21 protein-coding genes and 2 pseudogenes are annotated in these 19,422 nt (G+C 69.2%); 11 read left to right on the forward strand and 12 right to left on the reverse strand.

Annotation, left to right across the window (positions count from 1 at the left end; all coding sequences use genetic code 11):
* Positions 1–326: 326 nt before the first annotated feature.
* Positions 327–1,757, reverse strand: coding sequence for a heavy metal sensor histidine kinase (locus BKK80_RS27610; RefSeq protein WP_197524077.1), 1,431 nt, complete (start codon positions 1,755–1,757; stop codon positions 327–329).
* A 56-nt stretch (positions 1,758–1,813) separates the two neighbouring features.
* The gene (locus BKK80_RS27615; protein ID WP_071072103.1) at positions 1,814–2,491 is read right to left on the reverse strand and encodes a heavy metal response regulator transcription factor; all 678 of its coding nucleotides are present in this window, start codon (positions 2,489–2,491) and stop codon (positions 1,814–1,816) included.
* Positions 2,492–2,808: 317 nt separating this feature from the next.
* On the opposite strand from BKK80_RS27615, the gene BKK80_RS27620 reads away from it, so the two are divergent.
* The gene (locus tag BKK80_RS27620) at positions 2,809–3,078 is read left to right on the forward strand and encodes a hypothetical protein (protein WP_157128590.1); all 270 of its coding nucleotides are present in this window, start codon (positions 2,809–2,811) and stop codon (positions 3,076–3,078) included.
* A 300-nt stretch (positions 3,079–3,378) separates the two neighbouring features.
* Positions 3,379–3,432: pseudogene (locus tag BKK80_RS38035) on the forward strand (hypothetical protein); the annotation flags it as partial.
* An 81-nt stretch (positions 3,433–3,513) separates the two neighbouring features.
* Here BKK80_RS38035 and BKK80_RS37580 read toward each other — a convergent pair.
* The 3 genes from BKK80_RS37580 to BKK80_RS27635 form a co-directional block, all read right to left on the reverse strand.
* Positions 3,514–3,948, reverse strand: a complete 435-nt coding sequence (locus BKK80_RS37580) for a hypothetical protein (protein WP_071072107.1) — start codon at positions 3,946–3,948, stop codon at positions 3,514–3,516.
* A gap of 120 nt (positions 3,949–4,068) precedes the next feature.
* Complete coding sequence (locus BKK80_RS27630) at positions 4,069–4,995, reverse strand: crotonase/enoyl-CoA hydratase family protein (protein WP_083384513.1); 927 nt, start codon at positions 4,993–4,995, stop codon at positions 4,069–4,071.
* 174 nt (positions 4,996–5,169) lie between these two features.
* On the reverse strand, positions 5,170–5,451 hold the full coding sequence (locus tag BKK80_RS27635; RefSeq protein ID WP_071019973.1) for an H-NS family nucleoid-associated regulatory protein: 282 nt from the start codon (positions 5,449–5,451) through the stop codon (positions 5,170–5,172).
* Between the two features lie 452 nt (positions 5,452–5,903).
* Between BKK80_RS27635 and BKK80_RS27640 the strand changes: the two genes are divergently transcribed.
* The gene (locus BKK80_RS27640; RefSeq protein ID WP_071072109.1) at positions 5,904–6,680 is read left to right on the forward strand and encodes an enoyl-CoA hydratase; all 777 of its coding nucleotides are present in this window, start codon (positions 5,904–5,906) and stop codon (positions 6,678–6,680) included.
* 13 nt (positions 6,681–6,693) lie between these two features.
* Here the strand turns inward: BKK80_RS27640 and BKK80_RS27645 are convergent, their stop codons facing one another.
* A complete protein-coding gene (locus BKK80_RS27645; protein WP_071019968.1) occupies positions 6,694–7,128 on the reverse strand; it encodes a MarR family winged helix-turn-helix transcriptional regulator in 435 nt (144 codons plus the stop codon).
* A gap of 354 nt (positions 7,129–7,482) precedes the next feature.
* On the opposite strand from BKK80_RS27645, the gene BKK80_RS27650 reads away from it, so the two are divergent.
* From BKK80_RS27650 to BKK80_RS27660, 3 genes are all read left to right on the forward strand, one after another.
* Positions 7,483–7,719, forward strand: a complete 237-nt coding sequence (locus BKK80_RS27650) for a hypothetical protein (protein ID WP_071019965.1) — start codon at positions 7,483–7,485, stop codon at positions 7,717–7,719.
* 352 nt (positions 7,720–8,071) lie between these two features.
* Positions 8,072–8,935 (forward strand): NAD(P)-dependent oxidoreductase, encoded by an 864-nt coding sequence (locus tag BKK80_RS27655; RefSeq protein WP_071019962.1) that lies wholly within the window; start codon positions 8,072–8,074, stop codon positions 8,933–8,935.
* A gap of 169 nt (positions 8,936–9,104) precedes the next feature.
* Positions 9,105–9,275 (forward strand): glycine zipper 2TM domain-containing protein, encoded by a 171-nt coding sequence (locus tag BKK80_RS27660; protein ID WP_231908253.1) that lies wholly within the window; start codon positions 9,105–9,107, stop codon positions 9,273–9,275.
* Positions 9,276–9,307: 32 nt separating this feature from the next.
* On the opposite strand, the gene BKK80_RS27665 is transcribed toward BKK80_RS27660, so the two are convergent.
* The 4 genes from BKK80_RS27665 to BKK80_RS27680 all read right to left on the reverse strand — a co-directional run bounded on the left by BKK80_RS27665 (position 9,308) and on the right by BKK80_RS27680 (position 12,959).
* Entirely contained in the window at positions 9,308–10,480 is a 1,173-nt protein-coding gene (locus BKK80_RS27665; protein ID WP_071019957.1) for an acyl-CoA dehydrogenase family protein, read from the reverse strand.
* Between the two features lie 7 nt (positions 10,481–10,487).
* A complete protein-coding gene (locus BKK80_RS27670) occupies positions 10,488–11,468 on the reverse strand; it encodes a Bug family tripartite tricarboxylate transporter substrate binding protein (protein WP_157903421.1) in 981 nt (326 codons plus the stop codon).
* Between the two features lie 29 nt (positions 11,469–11,497).
* A complete protein-coding gene (locus BKK80_RS27675) occupies positions 11,498–12,475 on the reverse strand; it encodes a Bug family tripartite tricarboxylate transporter substrate binding protein (RefSeq protein WP_071022541.1) in 978 nt (325 codons plus the stop codon).
* 91 nt (positions 12,476–12,566) lie between these two features.
* A complete protein-coding gene (locus BKK80_RS27680; RefSeq protein WP_071072112.1) occupies positions 12,567–12,959 on the reverse strand; it encodes a cupin domain-containing protein in 393 nt (130 codons plus the stop codon).
* Positions 12,960–13,134: 175 nt separating this feature from the next.
* Here BKK80_RS27680 and BKK80_RS27685 point away from each other — a divergent pair, with 175 nt between their 5' ends.
* Together BKK80_RS27685 and BKK80_RS27690 are read left to right on the forward strand one after the other, a co-directional pair.
* On the forward strand, positions 13,135–13,872 hold the full coding sequence (locus BKK80_RS27685) for an IclR family transcriptional regulator (RefSeq protein ID WP_071022539.1): 738 nt from the start codon (positions 13,135–13,137) through the stop codon (positions 13,870–13,872).
* Between the two features lie 260 nt (positions 13,873–14,132).
* Positions 14,133–14,441 carry a high-potential iron-sulfur protein gene (locus BKK80_RS27690; protein ID WP_071022536.1) on the forward strand — a complete coding sequence of 103 codons (309 nt, stop codon included), beginning with the start codon at positions 14,133–14,135 and terminating at the stop codon, positions 14,439–14,441.
* A 42-nt stretch (positions 14,442–14,483) separates the two neighbouring features.
* Here the strand turns inward: BKK80_RS27690 and BKK80_RS27695 are convergent, their stop codons facing one another.
* Complete coding sequence (locus BKK80_RS27695) at positions 14,484–15,302, reverse strand: glycosyltransferase family 2 protein (RefSeq protein ID WP_071072114.1); 819 nt, start codon at positions 15,300–15,302, stop codon at positions 14,484–14,486.
* Positions 15,303–15,363: 61 nt separating this feature from the next.
* Positions 15,364–15,624, reverse strand: coding sequence for a phosphopantetheine-binding protein (locus tag BKK80_RS27700; protein ID WP_071019946.1), 261 nt, complete (start codon positions 15,622–15,624; stop codon positions 15,364–15,366).
* A gap of 415 nt (positions 15,625–16,039) precedes the next feature.
* Between BKK80_RS27700 and BKK80_RS27705 the strand changes: the two are divergent.
* From BKK80_RS27705 to BKK80_RS27715, 3 genes and pseudogenes are all read left to right on the forward strand, one after another.
* Positions 16,040–17,820: pseudogene (locus BKK80_RS27705) on the forward strand (AMP-binding protein).
* Positions 17,817–18,776 (forward strand): LpxL/LpxP family acyltransferase, encoded by a 960-nt coding sequence (locus tag BKK80_RS27710; protein WP_071072116.1) that lies wholly within the window; start codon positions 17,817–17,819, stop codon positions 18,774–18,776. Before BKK80_RS27705 ends, BKK80_RS27710 begins: the two are co-directional and overlap by 4 nt.
* Positions 18,777–18,780: 4 nt before the next feature.
* The gene (locus BKK80_RS27715; RefSeq protein WP_071072118.1) at positions 18,781–19,413 is read left to right on the forward strand and encodes a LolA-related protein; all 633 of its coding nucleotides are present in this window, start codon (positions 18,781–18,783) and stop codon (positions 19,411–19,413) included.
* The last annotated feature ends 9 nt before the right edge of the window (positions 19,414–19,422 follow it).

Raw genomic sequence — 19,422 nt, forward strand, 5'->3', positions numbered from 1 at the left:
TGTCGTGGGTCCGGCTGACTGCCGGTGAAGGCATTATGACGCCGCCGGGTTGCGGGCGCGCGGCATCCCCGCCTGGCCCTGGTATTTCCGGTAACTTTTGATTGCAAGCGGATTTCAGCCTTGCAGGAATACTCGAAGAATCAAATCGAGAGATCGGACGGCCATCGCGTGCCAGCGTGCCAGCGTGCTGCGCCGCGCCCGCGCCGTCCTTGCAGGCGGGTGAGCCATGGACCACAGTGCAGGCGCTCCCCATGATGTGCGCGCGCATGCTGCGCCACCAGCGGACCGACACTTTCCACCCCTGAGGGCGGCAGCCGGCCAGGCGCTCAGGCGCCGCCGCGTGGGGCCTGAGCGCCGGCCCCGTAGGGAAACATCAGTTCGAGCACGGTCTCGCCCGCGCTGCTGGAGGCCGTCACGGTGCCGCCGTGCAACCGCATGATGCTGTCGACGATGGCCAGCCCCAGCCCGGTGGAGCCCGCCGAGTTGCTGCGCGCCGGGTCGCCCCGGTAGAAGCGGCCGAACACGTGCGGCAAGGTCTGCGGCGAGATGCCCGCGCCGCCGTTGGTCACGCGGATGCGGGTCGCCTGGTCAGCGCTCGCCACCTCGATGCCGACCCGGCTGCCGGCCGGCGAGTGGCGCAAGGCATTCTCGACCAGGTTGGTCACGGCCCGCCGCAACAGCGTCTGGTCGGCACGCACGGTACCGCTGCCGGCCAGCTCCAGCGCCAGGTCGCGTTCGGCGGCCACCGCCTCGAAGTAGTCCACCACCTTCTCCATTTCCGCGCGGGCGTCGAGCGGGCGCAGGTCCAGCGCGACTTGCGCATGGTCGGCGCGAGCCAGGAACAGCATGTTCTCGATCATGCGCGCGAGGCGCTCATACTCCTCCAGGTTCGACTCGAGCAGCATCTCGTATTCCTGCTGCGCACGCGGCTGCGCCAGCGTGACCTGGGTCTGGCCGATCAGGTTGCTGATGGGTGTGCGGAAATCGTGGGCCAGGTCGGCCGAGAATTCGGACAGACGGGAGAAGCTGTCCTGCAGCCTTGCCAGCATGCCGTTGAACGCATCGGCCAGGTCGCGCAGCTCGGCCGGGGCGCGGCCGGTGTCGAGGCGCGTCGCCAGCCGGCTGGTGGTGACGGCCGACGCCTCCTTGGCCATGCGGCGCAGCGGCCGCAGGCCACGGCACGCCAGCAGCCAGCCGAGGCCGGCCGCCACGCCCGCCCCGCATAGCGTGGCCCACAGCATGCGGCGCTGGTAGGCACCCATCAGCACGGCGCGGTAGCCCGCGTCGCGCGCCACCACGATCTCGACCGCCTCATCGCTGTCGCCGATCCGGCCCAGCGCCGCGATGCCGCTGGACGCCACGCCGTTGCGAGGATGCCAGACCTGCAGGTCCTCGCGTTCAGGGGTCGCCTCGGCGGGCAGCACGCGCAGCGGCGGCACCTGTTCGTGGCGCGGATTGCAGTTGATCAGCGTTTCCCCCTGGCGCGTGCGCACCATCAGGATCAGGCCTTCGTGGCCCAGGGCCAGGTCGGAGAAACGATGGGAGTCCTGGCGCACCTCGTCCACGGAGCCCACCTCGCGCAACAGGTGGCGCACCACCAGCACCTCGCCGATCAGATCGCCTTCGTCGCGCTCCTCGAGCTGCGCGGCCAGGCCGCGTGTCAGGTAGGTGCCGACACCGACCAGGATGGCCACGGTGGCGAGACCATAGGCCAGCGCCAGGCGGACCGTCAACGATTGGTGCAGCCGCCGCCGCAGGCCGGCCGCCGCCACCTGCCGCAGCGGCGCGGGTTGGTCCGGCTCGCCTGCGCCGCTCACGACAAGCCCTCCTCGTCCAGCACATAGCCCATGCCACGCCGCGTGTGGATCAGCTTCTGCTCGAACGGCTCGTCGACCTTGGCGCGCAGGCGGCGGATCGACACGTCGACCACATTGGTGTTGCTGTCGAAGTTCATGTCCCAGACCTGGGAAGCGATCAGCGAGCGCGACAGCACTTCGCCGCGCCGGCGCGCCAGCAGCTGCAGCAGCGCGAACTCCTTCGAGGTGAGTTCCACTTTCTGCCCGGCGCGGGTGACACGGCGGCGCACGGTATCGATCTGCAGGTCGGCCACTTCGATCAGCTCGCTCTCGCGCAGCGGGCCACGCCGCAGGATGGTGCGGATCCGCATCACCAGCTCGGCGAAGGAGAAGGGCTTGATCATGTAATCGTCGGCCCCGAGCTCGAGCCCCTTGAGCCGGTCCGGCAGCGTATCGCGCGCGGTCAGGAACAGTACCGGGGTATCGCGGTCGCGGCGCAATTCACGCAGCACCTGCCAGCCGTCCAGCCCTGGCAGCATCACGTCCAGCACGATCAGGTCATAGGCCTGCCCGCGCGCATGGGCGAGGCCGTCGATGCCGTCGCGGGCAAGGTCGGCCACGAAGCCGGACTCGGTCAGCCCCTTGAGCAGGTAGTCACCCGCCTTCGGCTCGTCTTCCACAATCAGGACGCGCATGGTCTCACTCTTGGTTCACGCCCGCCGCACGGCGGGCGCCTCTGGCCTCGGCTTTCCGCAGCGATGGTCCGGTGGCGATACGCTACCGCAGCCAGGCCTTGCGGAAGCGAACATTGCAGCTTTGTCATGCTGATGTCAGCAAAATGACGCAAGAAAAACCGGTATAATGGCCAATTGACCGCATTTGATACGGTTTGGTTCGCGCCACGGTCTTTGCGGTTGATGCGAACAATGCGGCCGATGCAACCCAATGCGGCCGATGCCGGCCTCCGATTGCCGGCGCGGTACGCCTCCAGTCGCCTGACCAATCCCCGTCGATGAAACGCTTGCTGCGCTGCTTCCTGTTGTGTCTCGCCGTGTTCGCGCTTCCCTTCCAGGGCGCGGCGGCGGTCATGATGGTCGGCACCGCCGCGCAGGAGGCCGGGGTGGGCGTGTCGATGGCGTCGCATCACGCCGCCGTCCTGATGGAAACGCGCGCCAGCCTGACCAGCGCGCATGATGCGGGCACCGCGCCGCACTGCCACAAAGCCGCCAAGGCTGCGCCGGACGGCGCCGCCGACGCCGGCAAGGCACCGCTCCCGCGCTAGGGCTCCGACCCCACGGCGGCTGCAGCCTCCGCGGCCTCTGCGCACTCAGTGGCGCCCCGCCCGGGACCGGTGACGACGCCTGCCTTGTCGCATGCGCAACGGCTGGAGCGAATCCCATCTGGTGGCCGAGCCGGTCGAGCGCGAGTTCGCGCCGGGCATGAAGGCGCATCCGTGGGACAACGCCGGCCAGACCCCTGGTCCCACGTATCGAATCCGTGGAGGACGACCGCAAGCGCATCCACATGGACACGCCGACCATCGAGCATGGCCCTCGCCAAGCTCGACATGGAGGCCAGAACGATGGTGTTCCAGGTCGCCGATCCCGCCTGGATCAATGCCGCCAAGGCAGGCGACATGGCCCGCTTCGCCGTCGAGCGGCGGGATGGCCTGCTGACCGTCACCGCCATCGAGCCCGCGCCCTGGCGGTCGGCGGGATCAGGCCGTGGTCGACAAGAGGGCCCCGCTGGCACTGGAGCCGGAGGCATTCAGCAACTGGGCCAGTGCCGCCATCGCAGACTGCAGTGCCGCGGACGTGGAAGCGATCTCGGTCTGCAGCGCGGACACCGCCGCCGCCTTCGCCTTGTCGTCCATCTTGCTTGCCTGCAGCGCCTGCAGTCGGGTCTCCTCTTCCTGCAATTGCTTCTGCAATTGGGCGATCTGCTTCCTCAGTTGCGCCTCGGTCGTAGAACTGCCCGTGCTGGAACCGCTGCCACCGGCGGCCCCGGCACCAGCCTGTCCCACAGCCGGTGGCGCCGTTGCGCCTTGGGAGGTGGCCGCGGCCGAGGTGTCGCCGCTGACGGGTGACTGCGCCTTGGCCGAGGCGCCGGCCTGCGCCGCCACCTGGGGTTGAATGAGGGGAATACTGGACATCCGCTGATCTCCGAGAAGGTTTGGGGACACGCCGGGACGGCTCTCCCACCTTCTACGGTTCCGCCGGGCGAAAATTGAGCGCCTGCCCGGCCATGGACCGGCACCATTCCTTCGCCATACTTACACGTCCCCGCCGTCCTTGGACGACCAGCGCGAACGCGCGCCGGCCTCGGGCGGCGGCATCAGCGGATCGAGGTCGGCGCCCGGCATAGGCTCGGGAATCGGCCGGCCGGAATCGCGCCACTCGGCCGCGGCGGCGAAGCCATAGCGCTCGGCATAACCCTTGAACCACATGCCCTCGGGGGAATGCCGCGCGATGCCGTCGAACAGGTTGGCCAGCGTCTGCGTGCTGTGCAGGCCCATGTTCTCGTAGGCCTGGTTGATCATCAGCTTCTGCATCATCAACTGGTTCTTCGGCACCGCGGCGATGCGCTCCGCCAGCCGGCGCACGGCCCCGTCGAGTTCGGCGGCCGGCACCGCCTCATGTGCCAGGCCCCAGGACTGCGCGGTGCGGCCATCGATGACGTCGCCGGTGAACAGCATGCGCTTGGCTTTCTCCGCGCCGATGCGGTATACCCACATCGCCGTGGTCGGGCATCCCCAGACGCGCGCCGGCATATAGCCGATACGGGCATCCTCGGCCATCACCAGCAGGTCGGCGCATAGCGCGATGTCCGAGCCGCCGGCCACGGCGTAGCCATGGACCTTGCAGAGGGTCGGTTTGTAGGAGCGCCACAGGCTGAAAAAGTGGTCGGTATTGGCCCGCATCAGGCGATAGTCGCGCATCGGGTCCCATGGCATGGGCTGCGTATAGCGGCGCTCGCGGTCACCTTCCGCGAAATCCTTGAGGTCATAGCCCGCGCAGAATGCCTTGCCGGCGCCTTGCAGCACGATCACGTGCACGCGCTCGTCGTCATTGGCCGCGGCCACCGCCTGCGCGATCTCGCCGGGCATGGCGGCATCGATGGCATTGAGCCGCTCGGGCCGGTTCAGCGTAATGAACGCCAGGCGGTCTTCCACCTCCAGCTTCAGGGTCGTGAACACCATGATTGCCTCCTCCGTGCTGCCGGGATTCCCAAGGAAAGCACCCGGCGACGGCCTGCGGCCGGCGCGGGCATCGTGCCATTAGAGCAGCGACGGACGACGGCCCACAAGGTGCGGTGCCGCATTCAAGGAGGCTGGGCAGCCTTGCCGACTCAGCGGAAGAAGCGCATGGCCGGGCTATGCGACGCGGAAATGCTCGATGGACTGGCCGGCATTGACGGCGCGCTGCAACCAATCGGGGTATTCACCGGTGCCGTCCCAGGACTGGCCCAGGGCGTTGCGGTAAAGCGCCATCGGGGCGGACGCCGGGACCGGCGGCGGCGCCTCAGCCTCCGCCGTGGCGACGCTGCCGGGGAAACACCCTGCTTCGACGAGATCCTCCAGCGTCAAGCCATGGCGATCCATCTGCTCGCGCACCCATGCTGCCGCTGCGAGCCTGGCAGTTTCAAACTCTGACATTGATATAGCCGAGAAGCCCGCGGACTGACGCGCCGCGCGGGCGAACGTGAGGGAGCGGCCAGACCGGCGACCGCCCCATGGCGGGGATTCTACAGGTAGACAGCCGTCATACGATGCGGAATTGCCCGTACTCTTGTTGCCGCCGGTGCAGGAAGGGTCCGCGGGCGCGGGCAGGGGTGCTTCGGCCTTGCTGCGGCGAAGACGCCAAGTCCCTGATTTCAACTGCTTTTCCGATGGCGCCACGCAGCGCGCGCAAGCGCATCCGGGGAAAGACAAGGGGCGCGGCGATTCCTGTCCTGCGCGACTCGCGGCGACGCTGTTGCATCTGGCCGCCCGCGAAGCGTGGCGTCCGCATCACCCGAGGGGGAATCAACTGGATCCGCCGGTTTACTTCGCGCGCGAAACATTTATACTTCGCATGCGAAATACATCGCTAACCCGGAGACACCTCCATGCATACCGACCTCGATATCGACCTCACCGAAGGCGTGCTGACTCTCACGCTTGCCCGCCCCGCAAAGAAGAATGCCTTGACCAACGAGATGTATGGCGCGCTGGCCGACGCCATCGCGGGTGCCGCCACCGATGCCGAAGTCCGCGTCGTGCTGATCCAGGGCGACGGTGACCTCTTCACCGCGGGCAACGATATGGCGGAATTCGCCGCACAGGCCGTTGGCAAAGGGCCGGAGGAACGCCATGTCGCGCGCTTCCTGCACAGCCTGTCCAACGCGCTGGTACCGATCGTGGCAGCGGTCCAGGGCAAGGCGGTCGGTATCGGTACCACGATGCTGCTCCATTGCGACTACGTGCTGCTGGCCGAGGGCGCCGAATTGACGACCCCTTTCATCAATCTCGCGCTGGTACCCGAGGCGGCGTCCAGCCTGCTGCTGCCCCAGCGCATCGGCCACGCGCGGGCCTTCGAAATGTTTGCGCTCGGCGAGCCCCTGCCCGCCACTTCGGCACTTGCCTGGGGCATCGCCAACCGGATCGTGCCGGCGGCTACCCTGCGCAGCGAGGCCCGCCGCGTCGCGGACGCGCTCGCCGCCAAGCCGCAGGGCGCGCTGGGCGCGATGAAGCGCCTGATGCGCGATGCCGGCAAGCTGGTGGCGCAGATCGAAGCGGAGGGCGCGGCCTTCGCCCAGCGGCTGGCCAGCCCCGAGGCGAGGGAAGCCTTCCAGGCCTTCGCCGAGAAGCGCCGGCCCGATTTCAAGCGCCTGGCGCAACGTTAGCCGGCGCGGCCGGCTAGGCGAGATCGTCGTCGGAGGCCGGGAACTTCTCCTGCAGGCTGGCAAGCCAGCGCGCCACTACGTCGATCTCGGCCTCGGAGAAGCCGTCGGTCAGGCGCGCGTTCAACTCCGTCAGGCCCGCCTTGGAGCGCTTCAGTGCCGCCCGGCCGGCGTCGGTCAGCCACAGCCGGGCAGCGCGCCGGTCCGTGGTGTCGGCGCGCCGCTCGACCAGTCCGGCACGCTCCGAGCGCTCCGCCAGGCCGCTCATGCCGGGCGCCCCGAGATCGAGCGCCGCGGCGGCTTCGCTCATCAAGGCACCGTTCTGCTTGCCGAGGAAGAAGAGCAAGCCAGCCTGCGCCGCCGTTACACCGCCCGCCGAGGTACGGGCCTGGGTCCAGCGATGCAGGCGCCGCTGGCCGACATTCAACAGATAGACGAGCCGATGTTCCATGTCTTCAGTGAGGGAGCCGTTCCGGCGCGCGGCACCGGCTGGAGCCGTCGTGGCGCCGTCGCGGAGCGGGATTGGTTCGCGTGCGAATCGTAGCATGCGTGGAGCCGGCTCGAAGCCACATGTAGCTCACTTGCGCACGCCCTGGTCATCCTGGCGCGGACGCCATGCTGGTGGCATCCGCACCACGGCCGGCATAGGGGCTGGCGCCGCGCGAGCCTTGTGCCGGCCGCCGCTGCCGGCCGCCGTGGTGCATTGCAGCTTTGTCATTTTCCAGTCATGTTGCGGTGGGCGAGCGCTGCGTAGACTTCCTCCATCGGTAACCGCTTCCGGTTGCCAAATCTCAGGAGAAACGCCATGCGCACGTTCAAGCAAGCCCTGCTCGGCACAGTTCTGGCCACCTCGCTGGCCGCTGCCGCCGGCCTCGCCAACGCCGCTCCCCGCGCCGTCGACCCGTACACCGATGGCGCTGCCGCCAGCAGCAGCCATGCCTACACCGGCGAAGCGCGCCGCGTGCAAGGTGCCCGCGACCCATACTCGGACGGCAATCACCAGGTCAATGCCCGGCGTGATGCCTTCTCCGACGGCGCTTGAGCGGCCGGCTTCCCTGACTTCCCGGGCGTCTGCGCGCCCGGCCGCCCTGGACGGACGCTTTCCCGCGACGCTCGCAGCAAGGGCCGCCGTCTCCGCAAGGGGGCGGCGGCCCTTGCGCCATGCCGGCCCCGAGGTCACGGTGTCACAGTGGGTACGGCCCCTTCGCGGTTCACGCAGCACTGCCTTCATGCCTTGACTGGCCCGGCGCGGCCGCCCGAGGTCGACCCGTGGCCGGCCTGGCGCTGGCTGAGGCGCCTTGACGCCGGCGACCCGTTCATGCCCATGCGTGGCCGGCCAACGCGCGCCGGCCGCTCACGTAGAATCGAGCTTTTCCAGTCAGGGAGCAGTCGTCATGCGTGTCGCATTCCTCGGTCTCGGTGTCATGGGCTACCCCATGGCCGGCCACCTCGTGGCCAAGGGCCACGAAGTCACCGTCTACAACCGCACCGCCGCCAAGGCACAGCGCTGGGCAGCCGAGTATGGCGGCAAGGCCGCCGCCACGCCCGCCGAAGCCGCGCGCGATGCCGACGTGGTCTGCTCCTGCGTCGGCAACGACGACGACCTGCGCGCCGTGCTGGCGGGCGCTGATGGCGCCTATAGCACCGCGCCGGCCGGCTGCGTCTTCGTCGATCACACCACCGCCAGCGCCAATGTCGCGCGCGAGCTGCACGCGGCAGCCACCGCGCGCGGCCTGCAATTCGTCGATGCTCCGGTCTCCGGGGGCGAAGTCGGCGCGCAGAAAGGCGTGCTCACCATCATGTGCGGTGCCGACGAGGCAGCCTTTGCGCGCATCGAACCCGTGATCTCGGCCTATGCGCGCGCCGTGACCCGCATCGGCGGCCCCGGGGCGGGCCAGCTCGCCAAGATGGTCAACCAGATCTGCATCGCAGGACTGCTGCAAGGCCTGTCCGAAGCGATCGCCTTCGGCCAGCGCGCCGGCCTCGACATGCCGGTCGTGCTGGACGTGATCAGCAAGGGCGCGGCCGGTTCGTGGCAGCTCGAGAACCGCGGCCCCACCATGGTGGAAGACAAGTTCGACTTCGGCTTCGCGGTCGACTGGATGCGCAAGGACCTGGGCCTGTGCCTGGACGAGGCGCGCCGCAATGGCGCCACCCTGCCGGTCACGGCGCTGGTCGACCAGTTCTACGCTGAGCTGCAGACGCGCGGCTGCGGCCGTGCCGATACCTCCTCGCTGATCAAGCGCCTGCGCGACTGAGGCGCCGCACCGCCGCGCCGCTGTCGTCCTGGTCCTACACGCATTTCGGCGCGGCGCCGGCACGGCGGACCGCCGCCCCTGCCTATGCTGGTCCTCATCAGGCCCGGACCGGTCGCTGCCATTGCGGCGGCCGGCGGGCAGGAGACCGATCATGGACAAGACCCGATGGATGCGCGCGCTCGCAGCTGGCACGCTGCTGGTCGCGGCGCTGAGTGGATGCACGGCCACCGGCGCGGTGGTGGGTGGCGTGGCAGGCCACGAACTGACTCACGGCAGCACGGCCGGTACCGTCGGCGGTGCTGTCGTCGGCGGGGTGGTCGGGCACGAGCTGGGCAAGTAGCACGAGCATCGGCGCCCGGGCCGGCCGGAAGCTCAGTAGGACTTGGGCAGGCCCAGCACCCGCTCCGCGATGTGGCACAGGATGAGTTGCGCGCTGACCGGCGCGATACGCGGGATATACGATTCGCGCAGGTAGCGCTCCACGTGGTACTCGCGCGCATAGCCCATGCCGCCCAGCGTCAGTACCGCTGTCTGGCAGGCCTGGTGCGCGGCTTCCGCGGCCAGGTACTTGGCCGCGTTGGCTTCGGCGCCACACGGCTGTCCCTGGTCGTATAGCCAGGCGGCCTTCCACACCATCATGTCGGCCGCTTCCAGCGCCATCCAGGCCTGCGCCAGCGGATGCTGGATGCCTTGGTTCTGCCCGATCGGCCGCCCGAACACCACGCGCTCCCGCGCGTAGCGCGTCGCTGCCTGCAGGGCAGCGCGGCCCAGCCCTACGGCCTCGGCGGCAATCAGGATGCGTTCCGGATTGAGGCCGTGCAGGATGTACTCGAAGCCGCGTCCCTCCTCGCCGATGCGGTCACCCGCCGGCACCATCAGGCCGTCGATGAACAGCATGTTGGAATCGACCGCACCGCGCCCCATCTTGTCGATCTCGCGCACTTCGATATGCGCGCGGTCGAGCGTGGTGTAGAACAGGCTCAGGCCCTGGGTCGGCTTGCTCACCTGCTCCAGCGGCGTGGTGCGCGCCAGCAGCAGCATGCGGTTGGCCACCTGCGCGGTGGAGATCCAGATCTTGCGGCCGTCGACGCGATAGGCCGAGCCGTCGGCGCTGCGCACCGCCTGCGTCTTCAGGTGCGTGGTATCGAGCCCGGCATCCGGTTCGGTCACGGCGAAGCACGCCTTGTCCTGCCCCGCGATCAGCGGGGGCAATGCCGATTCCTTCTGCGCATCGGTGCCGAACACCACCACCGGATTGAGCCCGAACACATTCATGTGGATCGACGAGGCGCCCGAGAAGCCTGCCCCCGAGGCCGACACCGTCTGCATGATCAGGGCTGCCTCGGTAATGCCGAGGCCGGCACCACCGTAGGCTTCCGGCATGGCGATACCCAGCCAGCCGGCCTTGGCCATGGCCTGGTGGAAGGCGTGCGGGAACTCATGCCGCTGGTCCTGCCCGGCCCAGTACTCGGGGCCGAAGTCGCTGCACAGTTGCGTCACCGCCTCGACGATGGCGCGCTGCTCCGGGGTTCTTTCGAAATTCATGCCTGCCTCATTCCGGCTGGATGCCGGCGTCCTTGACCAGTTTGGTCCATTTGACCAGCTCATCGGCGACGAAGCCGGCGAACTGTCCGGGCGACTGCCCGAATCCTTCGAAGCCCAGTGCCTCGAAACGCGGAGCCACCTCCTTGCTCGTCGCGATGCGCGACAGCTCGCGGTTTAGCCGCGCCACGATCTCGGGCGGCAACCGCGCCGGCCCGAACACGCCGTTCCACGAGGTGATGTCGAACCCCTTGAGTTCCGGCGTCTCCGCCAGCGGCGGCAGCTCGGGCAGCAGCCGGCTGCGCTGCGCGGTGGTAACCGCCAGCGCGCGCAGCTTGCCGGCCTTGACGTTGGCGATGCCGGCCGCCACGTCGACGAACATCATCGGCACCTGCCCTGCGATCACATCGGTCATGGCCGGCGGCGTGCTCTTGTAGGGCACGTGCAGCAGGTCGAGCCTGGCCATGCGGCCCAGCGTGGCGCCGGCGACGATGCCGGTGCTGTTGCCGCTGGCATAGGACATGCCGGGGTGGGCGCGGCACCAGGCGATCAGCTCGGACACGGTCTTGACCGGCAGCTTGGGGTTGACCACCAGCATGAAGGGCAGGTTGCCCATGCGCGCCACCGGCGTGAAGTCGCGGATCGGGTCGTACAGCAGCTTCTTCATCAGCGAGGGATTGGCCGAATGGGTGGTGTTGGTGGTCATGAACAGCGTGTAGCCGTCCGGCGCCGACTGTGCCACCAGTTCCGCCGCGATGGCGCCGTTGGCGCCCGGGCGGTTGTCCACCACCACGTTCTCCTTCAAGGCCTCGCCCAGTTCCCTGGCGGTGATGCGGGCCACCGCGTCGGTGCCGCTGCCCGCGGCGAACGGCACCACCAGCCGGATCGGCCGGCTCGGATAGGCATCGGCTGCGCGTGCCGGCGGCAGCGCGCCCGCGCACAGGAAGGCCAGCAGGATGGCGCACAGGCCAGGCAGCTTGGTCCGGATCATCATCAGTCTCCTCATTCCAGGCCTGGCGTTCATTGCGCCATCCTTTCCTTGTAGTGCGTATCCTTGACCAGCTTCGCCCAGCGCGCGCTGTCGTCGGCGATGATGGCGGCGAACTGTTCCGGCGTGCTGCCGACCGCCTCATAGTCGATCGCCGCCAGCCGTTCCTTGATCTCGGGGGAAGCGACGATGCGGCTCACTTCCTGGTTCAGCCGCACGATGATCTCCCTGGGCGTGCCGGCCGGCGCCAGCAGGCCGGCCCAGGAGTTGAAGCTCATGCCGGGAATGCCCGCCTCCTGCATGGTCGGCACGTCGGGCAGGGCCGGCGAACGCTTGGACGCCAGCACCGCCAGCGGGCGCAGCTTGCCGGCCCGGATCATCTGCATGCCGTTGAACGGATCGATGGTCATGTCCACCTCGCCGGCCACCACGGCCTGCAACTGGGGACCCGTGCCCTTGTACGGGGCGCTGACCATCTTGGGCGCGCCGATGGCCGTCTTGAAGGTCTCCCCGATCAGTTCGATCATGCTGCTGCCGGTCGACAGGCTCAGCGGCCGGCTGCCGGCACGCGCCAGCGCGACGAACTCCTGCACGGTCTTGGCCGGCACCGACGGGTGCACCACCATGACGAAGCCGATCGCGCTGATCAGGCTGATCGGCGCGAAGCTCTTGACCGGGTCGTAGCCAGCCTTGTACAGCACCGGGCTCAAGGTCTGCGCCCCCGCCGTGTTGAGCAGCAGCGTGTAGCCGTCCGGCGCGGCGCGCGCCACCTGGTCGGTGCCGATGATGCCGTTGGCGCCGGGCCGGTTTTCCACCACCACGGGCTGCTTGAGCGCCTCGCCCAGCTTCTGCGAGAACAGCCGCGCCACCATATCGGTGGCGCCGCCGGGCGCGTAAGGCACCACCAGCCGGATGGGCCGGCTCGGATAGGCATCCGCCCAGGCCAGCGCCGGCGTCAGGCACAATGCCGCGGCCAGCGCCAGTATCCGGCGTCGGGATCTCTGACTCATGCACACCTCCTCTTTGACCTGCTTGACCTGCTTGCCCTGCTCGATGGATTCCGGCACATGCCGCCGCGGCCCGCCGCCGGGCCGCCGGCGTTCAGGCCGGGCGCACCACGCGCTGTGGAGACTCTTCGTACGGGGGGGCGTAGATCACCAGTACCTTGACTGGCTCCTCGCTGAGCACGGTGAACACATGCATGGTGTCGGCCGGGAAGAAACAGCAGTCGCCGGGGCCGAGTTCGCGCGACTGGCCGCCGATCTCGGCGCGCGCGCGGCCCTGCAGCAGGTAGCAGACCTGTTCGATGCCCGGATGCGCATGGGGCAGCGCGCCCTTGCCCTTCTCGATGGTGCCGTGCACCACTTCGAGCTGGGTGGCGCCGACAGTCTCGCGGCCGATCAGGCGGCGGTTGAGCGTGCCGGTGTGATTCGCCGGGTGGTAGCCGGGCACTTCGTCCGTGCGGACGAAGTATCGAGGCAGGTCTTGCGTCATGGCTGTCTCCGGGCGCCTTGGCGCCGTTTTCATAATTGTGAAAGCGATTTTATACTCATGAAAAACCAAGTCAACTATCGGAAACCACGATCGGGAGAGAGAGCACATGCGCCGCGCTGAAGGCCATCCCCAGCCTGCCCAGGCCGCCCAAGGCGCGACCCAAGGCGCCCAGACCATGAATGTGAAGACCGCGCTGCGGGTGATCGAGATCATCGAGACCTTCGCCCGCGAGCGGCGCGCCCTGTCGTTGACGGAGCTGGCGCGGCTGCTGTCGGTGCCGGCGTCGAGCTGCCTGGCGCTGATCCGCACCCTCACCGCCCTCGGCTACCTGTACGAAGCCGGGCGCCGCCAGGGCTACTACCCGACGGGGCGCCTGCTGGCCATGGCGCAGCAGATCGCGCGGCACGACCCGGTGCTCGACCGCGTCCACGACACCATGAACGAGTTGCGCGCGGCCACCGGCGAGACTGTCGTCATCGGCAAGCTGCACGACGGCGCCGCGGTGCTCTACCTCGACGTACTGGAATCCCCTCACGCGATCCGCTATATCGCCACGGCGGGCGAACGGCGCGAACTGCACGCCAACTCGATCGGCAAGGCGCTGCTATGGGCCATGGCGCCGGAGGAGCGGCAGGTCCTGCTCGCGCAGCTTTCCTACCGGGCCTTCACGCCGCGCACGCTGGCGAGCGCGGCGCAGCTGGAGGCCGACCTCGCCCGTGGCGCGGAACGGGGCAGCTTCGTCAACCTGGGGGAATCGATGCCGGACGTGGGCGCATTGGCCTGGCCGCTCAAGCTATCGGGCGAGTGGTACGGGATCTCGATCGCCGGGCCGGTCTACCGCATCGAGCCCAATCTCGAGCGCTTTGGCGCCATATTGCGTACCGCCTGCGCTACGCTGGAGAAAGTCAACTGATACCGATTGGAAAACCGGGCGTACGGGCTGCCCGCTGGCGAACCGCCAGGCGGCAACGGCTGGCACGATTGTTTCAGCGCTGAAATATCGATGTCATATCGATTTGCAGCGGGGACGCGGAACCTGGCACCGCCAAGGCTCGACGGCACGTGAATCGGGACGCGTTGGCTTGCCCTGCGCTACGCTGGCGGTCTTGCGCGTGGCCGTGCACGAACGGGCACGCATCTTCCCCACACCAATCTGAACGAGACCGATCCATGATGAATCCATCACGACGCGGCTTCCTGGCTTGCGGCCTGGGACTGAGCACCGCCTTTGCCTGGCAGCAAGCGGCCCGGGCGCAATCGACCCGCCTAGAGGAAAGCGATCCGGCCGCGCAAAAGGTCGGCTACGTGCACGACGCCGCCCGCGTGGACAAGGCCAGGTTCACCACTTACCAGTCCGGGCAGAACTGTGCCGGCTGTTCGCTCTACCAGGGCGACACAGGCAGTGCCTGGGGCGGTTGCGTGCTGTTCGGCGACAGGCAGGTCGCGGCCGCCGGTTGGTGCAGCGCGTACGCCACGATGTAAGCGCGCGCGGCCCGTCGGAAGCGGCGGAGCCGGCGCATGGGCTCAGCGTTTCACCGCTTCCGGCGCTTCGCCGCAGCGTGGCGGCTGCAGGCGCCGCCAGGCCAGCAAGGGCAGGCGCAGCAGTCCGCCCGTCAGCAGGCGCAAGTGCATCGACACCAGCAGCACGTTGTCGCGCAGGTAATTGAAGTGCGAGACGCCCCCCTCATCGGCGCGGAAGTAGCGTACCGGGGCATCCAGGTTGAGCGGATGCAGGCCGCGCCAGCACAGGCGCACCGCCACTTCCGGGTCGAAGTCGAAACGGCGCATCCACGGGCGCTCGGCCATGACCGCGCGCAGCGGCGCGATAGGATAGACGCGGAAGCCGTAGAGGGAGTCGCCGATGCCGGCCCAGAGCGTCTCCAGGTCCGTGCACAGGTTGGAAAGCCGGCGCCCGTAGACGCGCTCGCGCGGCGCACTGCGGTCGAACAGCGGCCGGCCCAGCACGAGCGCCGCCGGGTCGCGCTGCGACGCCGCCATGAACGGCCGGATCAGGTGGGCGGGGTGCTGGCCGTCGGAGTCCATCACCAGCGCGTGGGTGAAGCCCGCCGCCGCGGCGCGTTCCGCCCCGTGCAGCACGGCCGCGCCCTTGCCGGCGTTGCGCGGCAGTTCCAGTACGCGCAGGCCCGGGTCGCATGCGGCCTCTTCACGCAGCCAGGCCGTGCTGGCATCCGTGCTGCCGTCGACCACGACCCATACAGGATTCCAGGCGCGCCGTGCGGCGCGAACGGTCTCGCGCACCTTGTCCCCCGGGTTGTAGCTGGGGATCAGTACGAGGTGGGTTTTCGATGCCTCCGGATCACCGGGGCCGAGGCGTCGATCCATCGTCTTCCTTCCGTGCGGCCGCCGACAGCGCCTGCCGTCGGCCGCCTTGCCCTCTTGCGATTCAGCGTGACCGCTGTTGTTGCGTATAGGCCGCCAGGCTGCCCAGCGACTGGAAAATGCGCTTGTTGTCCGGATTGTCCGAGCGCAGTTCGAAGCCGTATTTCTTGGACACGAGCAGCGCGATCTCGAGGATGTCGATCGAGTCCAGGCCGAATCCCTCGCCATAGAGCGGTGTATCGGGCCGGACGTCGGCCAGCGCGATATCCGTGATGTCGAGTTCGCCGATGATCAGGCGCGCGAGTTCGGTTTCCAGTTCGTTCATCATTCCAGGGGGCTGTGGGCTGCACGCCCGCGCGTCCGATGCTGCACGCGCGGCGCCGTGGCGGGTCGCCGAGGCTAAGGCTAAGGTATACTCGCGCTCCGCCTTCGTGGTGAATGCTACCAAGCTAGGCAATATCCCACTAGGCAAGAGAACTTTCGTAACAACATTGTCGGTGCCACCGGAAACCACCTCCCGCCGGTGCGGTCTTCCTGGCGTGGTCCGCCGGTTTTCGCGGCCGGCCCCGGTCGCAGGGGCGATCCGGGCCGCACATGCTGAGCGCCGTCATGTCTGTTGTCAATTGCTTTCCTCGACTTCCCTGCGCCCCGGCGCCCCCGCGGCTGCCCCACGCGGCGCGTCACCGCACCGGGCTGCCGGCCGCCTGATGCCGTCACGCAGCCCAGCCTTCCCGCTCGCCATGCCTGCCATTGCCCTTGTCTCCCATGCCTCGCCGGACGACGTGATCGCGTACCGGATGGGGCAGGCGGTCACGGTACGCCGCTTCCTGGCCGATGTCGCCCGGCTGGCCGCGCTGCTGCCGGCTGGCGGCCATGTGCTGAACCTGTGCGGCGACCGCTACCGATTCATGGTCGGCCTTTGCGCGGCGCTGGTCGGCGGCAAGCCGAGCCTGCTGCCGCCGACACTGAATCCGCACACGCTTGCCGCGCTCTGCGCCGGCGCGGCGGATACGGTGTGCCTCTATGACGACGAGGCCCTGGCCACCGAGGCCCTGGCGGCGACCGGCCTGCCGCGCCTGGCGTATCCCGCGGAGATGGCGGCTTGCTCGGCCGGCCTGGGTGAGCCGGGTGAGGCGGGTGAAGCGCCGGCCGCCGCCGTTCCCGCCGCCCCGCTCATTCCGCTGATCCCGGCCGAGCGGATCATGGCCTATATCTTCACCTCGGGTTCTTCGGGCTTGCCCGTGCCGCATGCGAAAACGTGGGGGCAGATGGTGCGGCTCGCCCGCGCGTCGGCCGCCCGCCTCGGCCTGGACGATGGACGCCGGCATGTCCTGGTCGGCACCGTGCCGCCCCAGCACATGTTCGGCTTCGAATGCACGGTGATGCTGGCCTTGCAGGCCGGCCTGGCCCTGCAGGCGGCGCCGGTCTTCTACCCGGCCGACATCCGCGCGGCGCTCGCAGCCGCCCCCCGCCCGCGCGTGCTCGTCACCTCGCCGCCGCACCTTCGTGCGGTGCTGGCAAGTGGCATCTCCCTGCCGCGCGCGGACCTGCTGCTGTCGGCCACCGCTGCCCTCTCCGCGGCCCTGGCGCATGAGGCTGAACACGGCTTCGGGGCGCCGCTGCTGGAAATCTACGGCAGCACCGAGACCGGACAGATCGCAGTACGCGCGAGTGCGCGCGACACTGCGTGGACATTGCTGCCGGGCATCGATCTGGACTGGCGCGCGCCGGCGGCTGGCGAGGAGGAAGACGGCCCGGTGGCCTGGGCATCCGGCGGCCACGTCGGCCAGGCGGTGCCGATGGGCGACCTGCTCGAACGCCTCGACGCACGCCGTTTCCTGCTGCATGGGCGCCGCGCGGACCTGGTCAATATCGCGGGAAAACGCAGTTCCCTGGCCTACCTGAACCACCAGTTGACCGCTATCGAGGGCGTGCAGGACGGGGGCTTCTTCCTGCCGGAGCCGGCGCCCGGGGCGGGCGCCGCGCGCCTCGTCGCGCTGGCGGTCGCGCCGGGCCTGGACAGCGGGCGCCTGCGGCGCGCGCTGCGAGAACGCATCGATCCTGCCTTCATGCCGCGCAGCGTGCTGCTGGTGGACAGCCTGCCGCGCAATGCCACCGGCAAACTGCCGCGCGACCAGCTGGCACTGCTGGTCGCGCGGCTGCTGGCGGCGCGCCGCGGGGAGCGCCCGTCATGAGCGCGCCGTACGGCTTCGGCATCCCGGCCAGCCACCCTGCCCTGCCCGGCCACTTTCCCGGACACCCGGTGGTACCGGGCGTGGTGCTGCTGGACCTCGCGGCGCTCCACCTGGCGGATACGCTCGGCCTCGCGCCCGGCCAACTGCGCCTGGGCACGGCGAAATTCCTGTACCCCGTCGCTCCCGGCGACTTCGTCGTCCTGCAATACACGCCGCCGACGGACGCTACCCTGCGCTTCACGTTGCGCGTGGGTGAGCACGATGTCGCCAACGGGGTTTTCAACATCGCACCCGCCGCCGCGCCAGCCGGCGCAGACGCGCCATGAGCGGCCCCGCCCCGCAGCCCGCCGGCCAGCCCGAATGGAGCGAAAGCCGCGAGCGCAGCAACCTCTTCCTGCTGCGGCTCATGACGTCGCTCTCGCTGCGCCTGGGCCGACGCGCCGCGCGGCTGCTGCTGTATCCGATCACGCTCTATTTTCTCGGCTTCGCGCCGCGGGCGCGGCGGGCCTCGCTGGCCTACCTGTCGCGCGTCAGCGGGCGGCGGGCACGCCTGCGGGATACCTTCGGCCATCTGCTGTCCTTCGCCAGCACCATCCTCGACCGGGTCTACCTGCTCAATGGCCGCTTCGAGCAGTTCGATATCCGCGTACACGGCACCGACGTCATCGACGCGGCGCTGGCCGACGGCGGCGGAGCCTTCCTGCTCGGCGCGCATCTCGGCAGCTTCGAAGTGATCCGCGCCGCCGGACGCCAGCGGCCCGGCCTGCAGGTGGCGATCACGATGTACGAAGAGAATGCGCGCAAGGTCAACGATGTGCTGCAGGCCGTCAACCCGGCCATGCGGCAGGACGTGATCGCGCTGGGCAGCCTGGACGCCATGCTCAAGGTGCGCGACTACCTGGAGCGCGGCTTCCTGGTCGGCATGCTGGCCGATCGCACGCTCGCGCAGCGCGCCAGCGATCCGGTCGAACCGCGCGACTTTCTCGGCGCGGCCGCCGGCTTTCCCACCGGCCCGCTGCGGATCGCGGCGATGCTGCGCCGCCCCGCCCTGTTCATGACCGGACTGTACCTGGGCGGCAACCGCTACGAGATCCACTTCGAGTGGCTCGCCGATTTTTCACGCACGCCCCGCCGCGATCGCGACGCCGAGATCGAGGCCGCGCTTGCCCGCTATGTCGCGGCGCTCGAGCGGCATTGCCGCGCGGCGCCGCGCAACTGGTTCAACTTCTACGATTTCTGGCAGGACAGCCGCTCCGGCGCACCTGCCAGCGCCCCACGCTGACGCCATGCCGCTTCGACGCTTCACGCCGCCCGCCCTGTTTCTCGCCGCCTGCCTGGCCTGTGCCCACACGCCCGTCGCGCGGGCCGCATCCGCCGTGCCCGCTGCGCCCGAAGCTCCGGCCCAGGCCGCCGGAGCCTGGGGTGTCGACCAGTTGATGTCGGCACTGGCCCAGCGCAAATCGAGCCGGGTCCGCTTCTCGGAACGCAAGTACCTGGCCATGCTGGAGCGCCCGGTGGACTCGACCGGCGAACTCGTCTTCGTCGCCCCCGACCATCTCGAGAAGCGCACGCTGACGCCCAAGCCCGAGAACATGGTGCTGGACGGCGACATGATGACCGTCGAGCGCGGCGGCAAGTCGTATGTGATGCCGCTGCAGAACTACCCGGAGCTGGCCGCCTTCATCGAGAGCATCCGCGCCACCCTGGCAGGCAACCGTGATGCCCTCGAGCGCTACTACCGGCTGCGCGTCGACGGCGTGGCGAACCGCTGGGCCCTGACGCTGGTTCCCACCGACGCGCGCATGGCAGCGCACGTCAAGCAGGTGCGTATCGACGGCGTGCGCGACAACCTCAGCAGTGTCGAGATCGTCCAGGCCGACGGCGACCGCTCGGTGATGCAGATCCGGCCGGCCCCCTGAGCGCGCCAG

It is taken from the genome of Cupriavidus malaysiensis, assembly GCF_001854325.1.
Classification (GTDB): Bacteria; Pseudomonadota; Gammaproteobacteria; order Burkholderiales; family Burkholderiaceae; genus Cupriavidus; species Cupriavidus malaysiensis.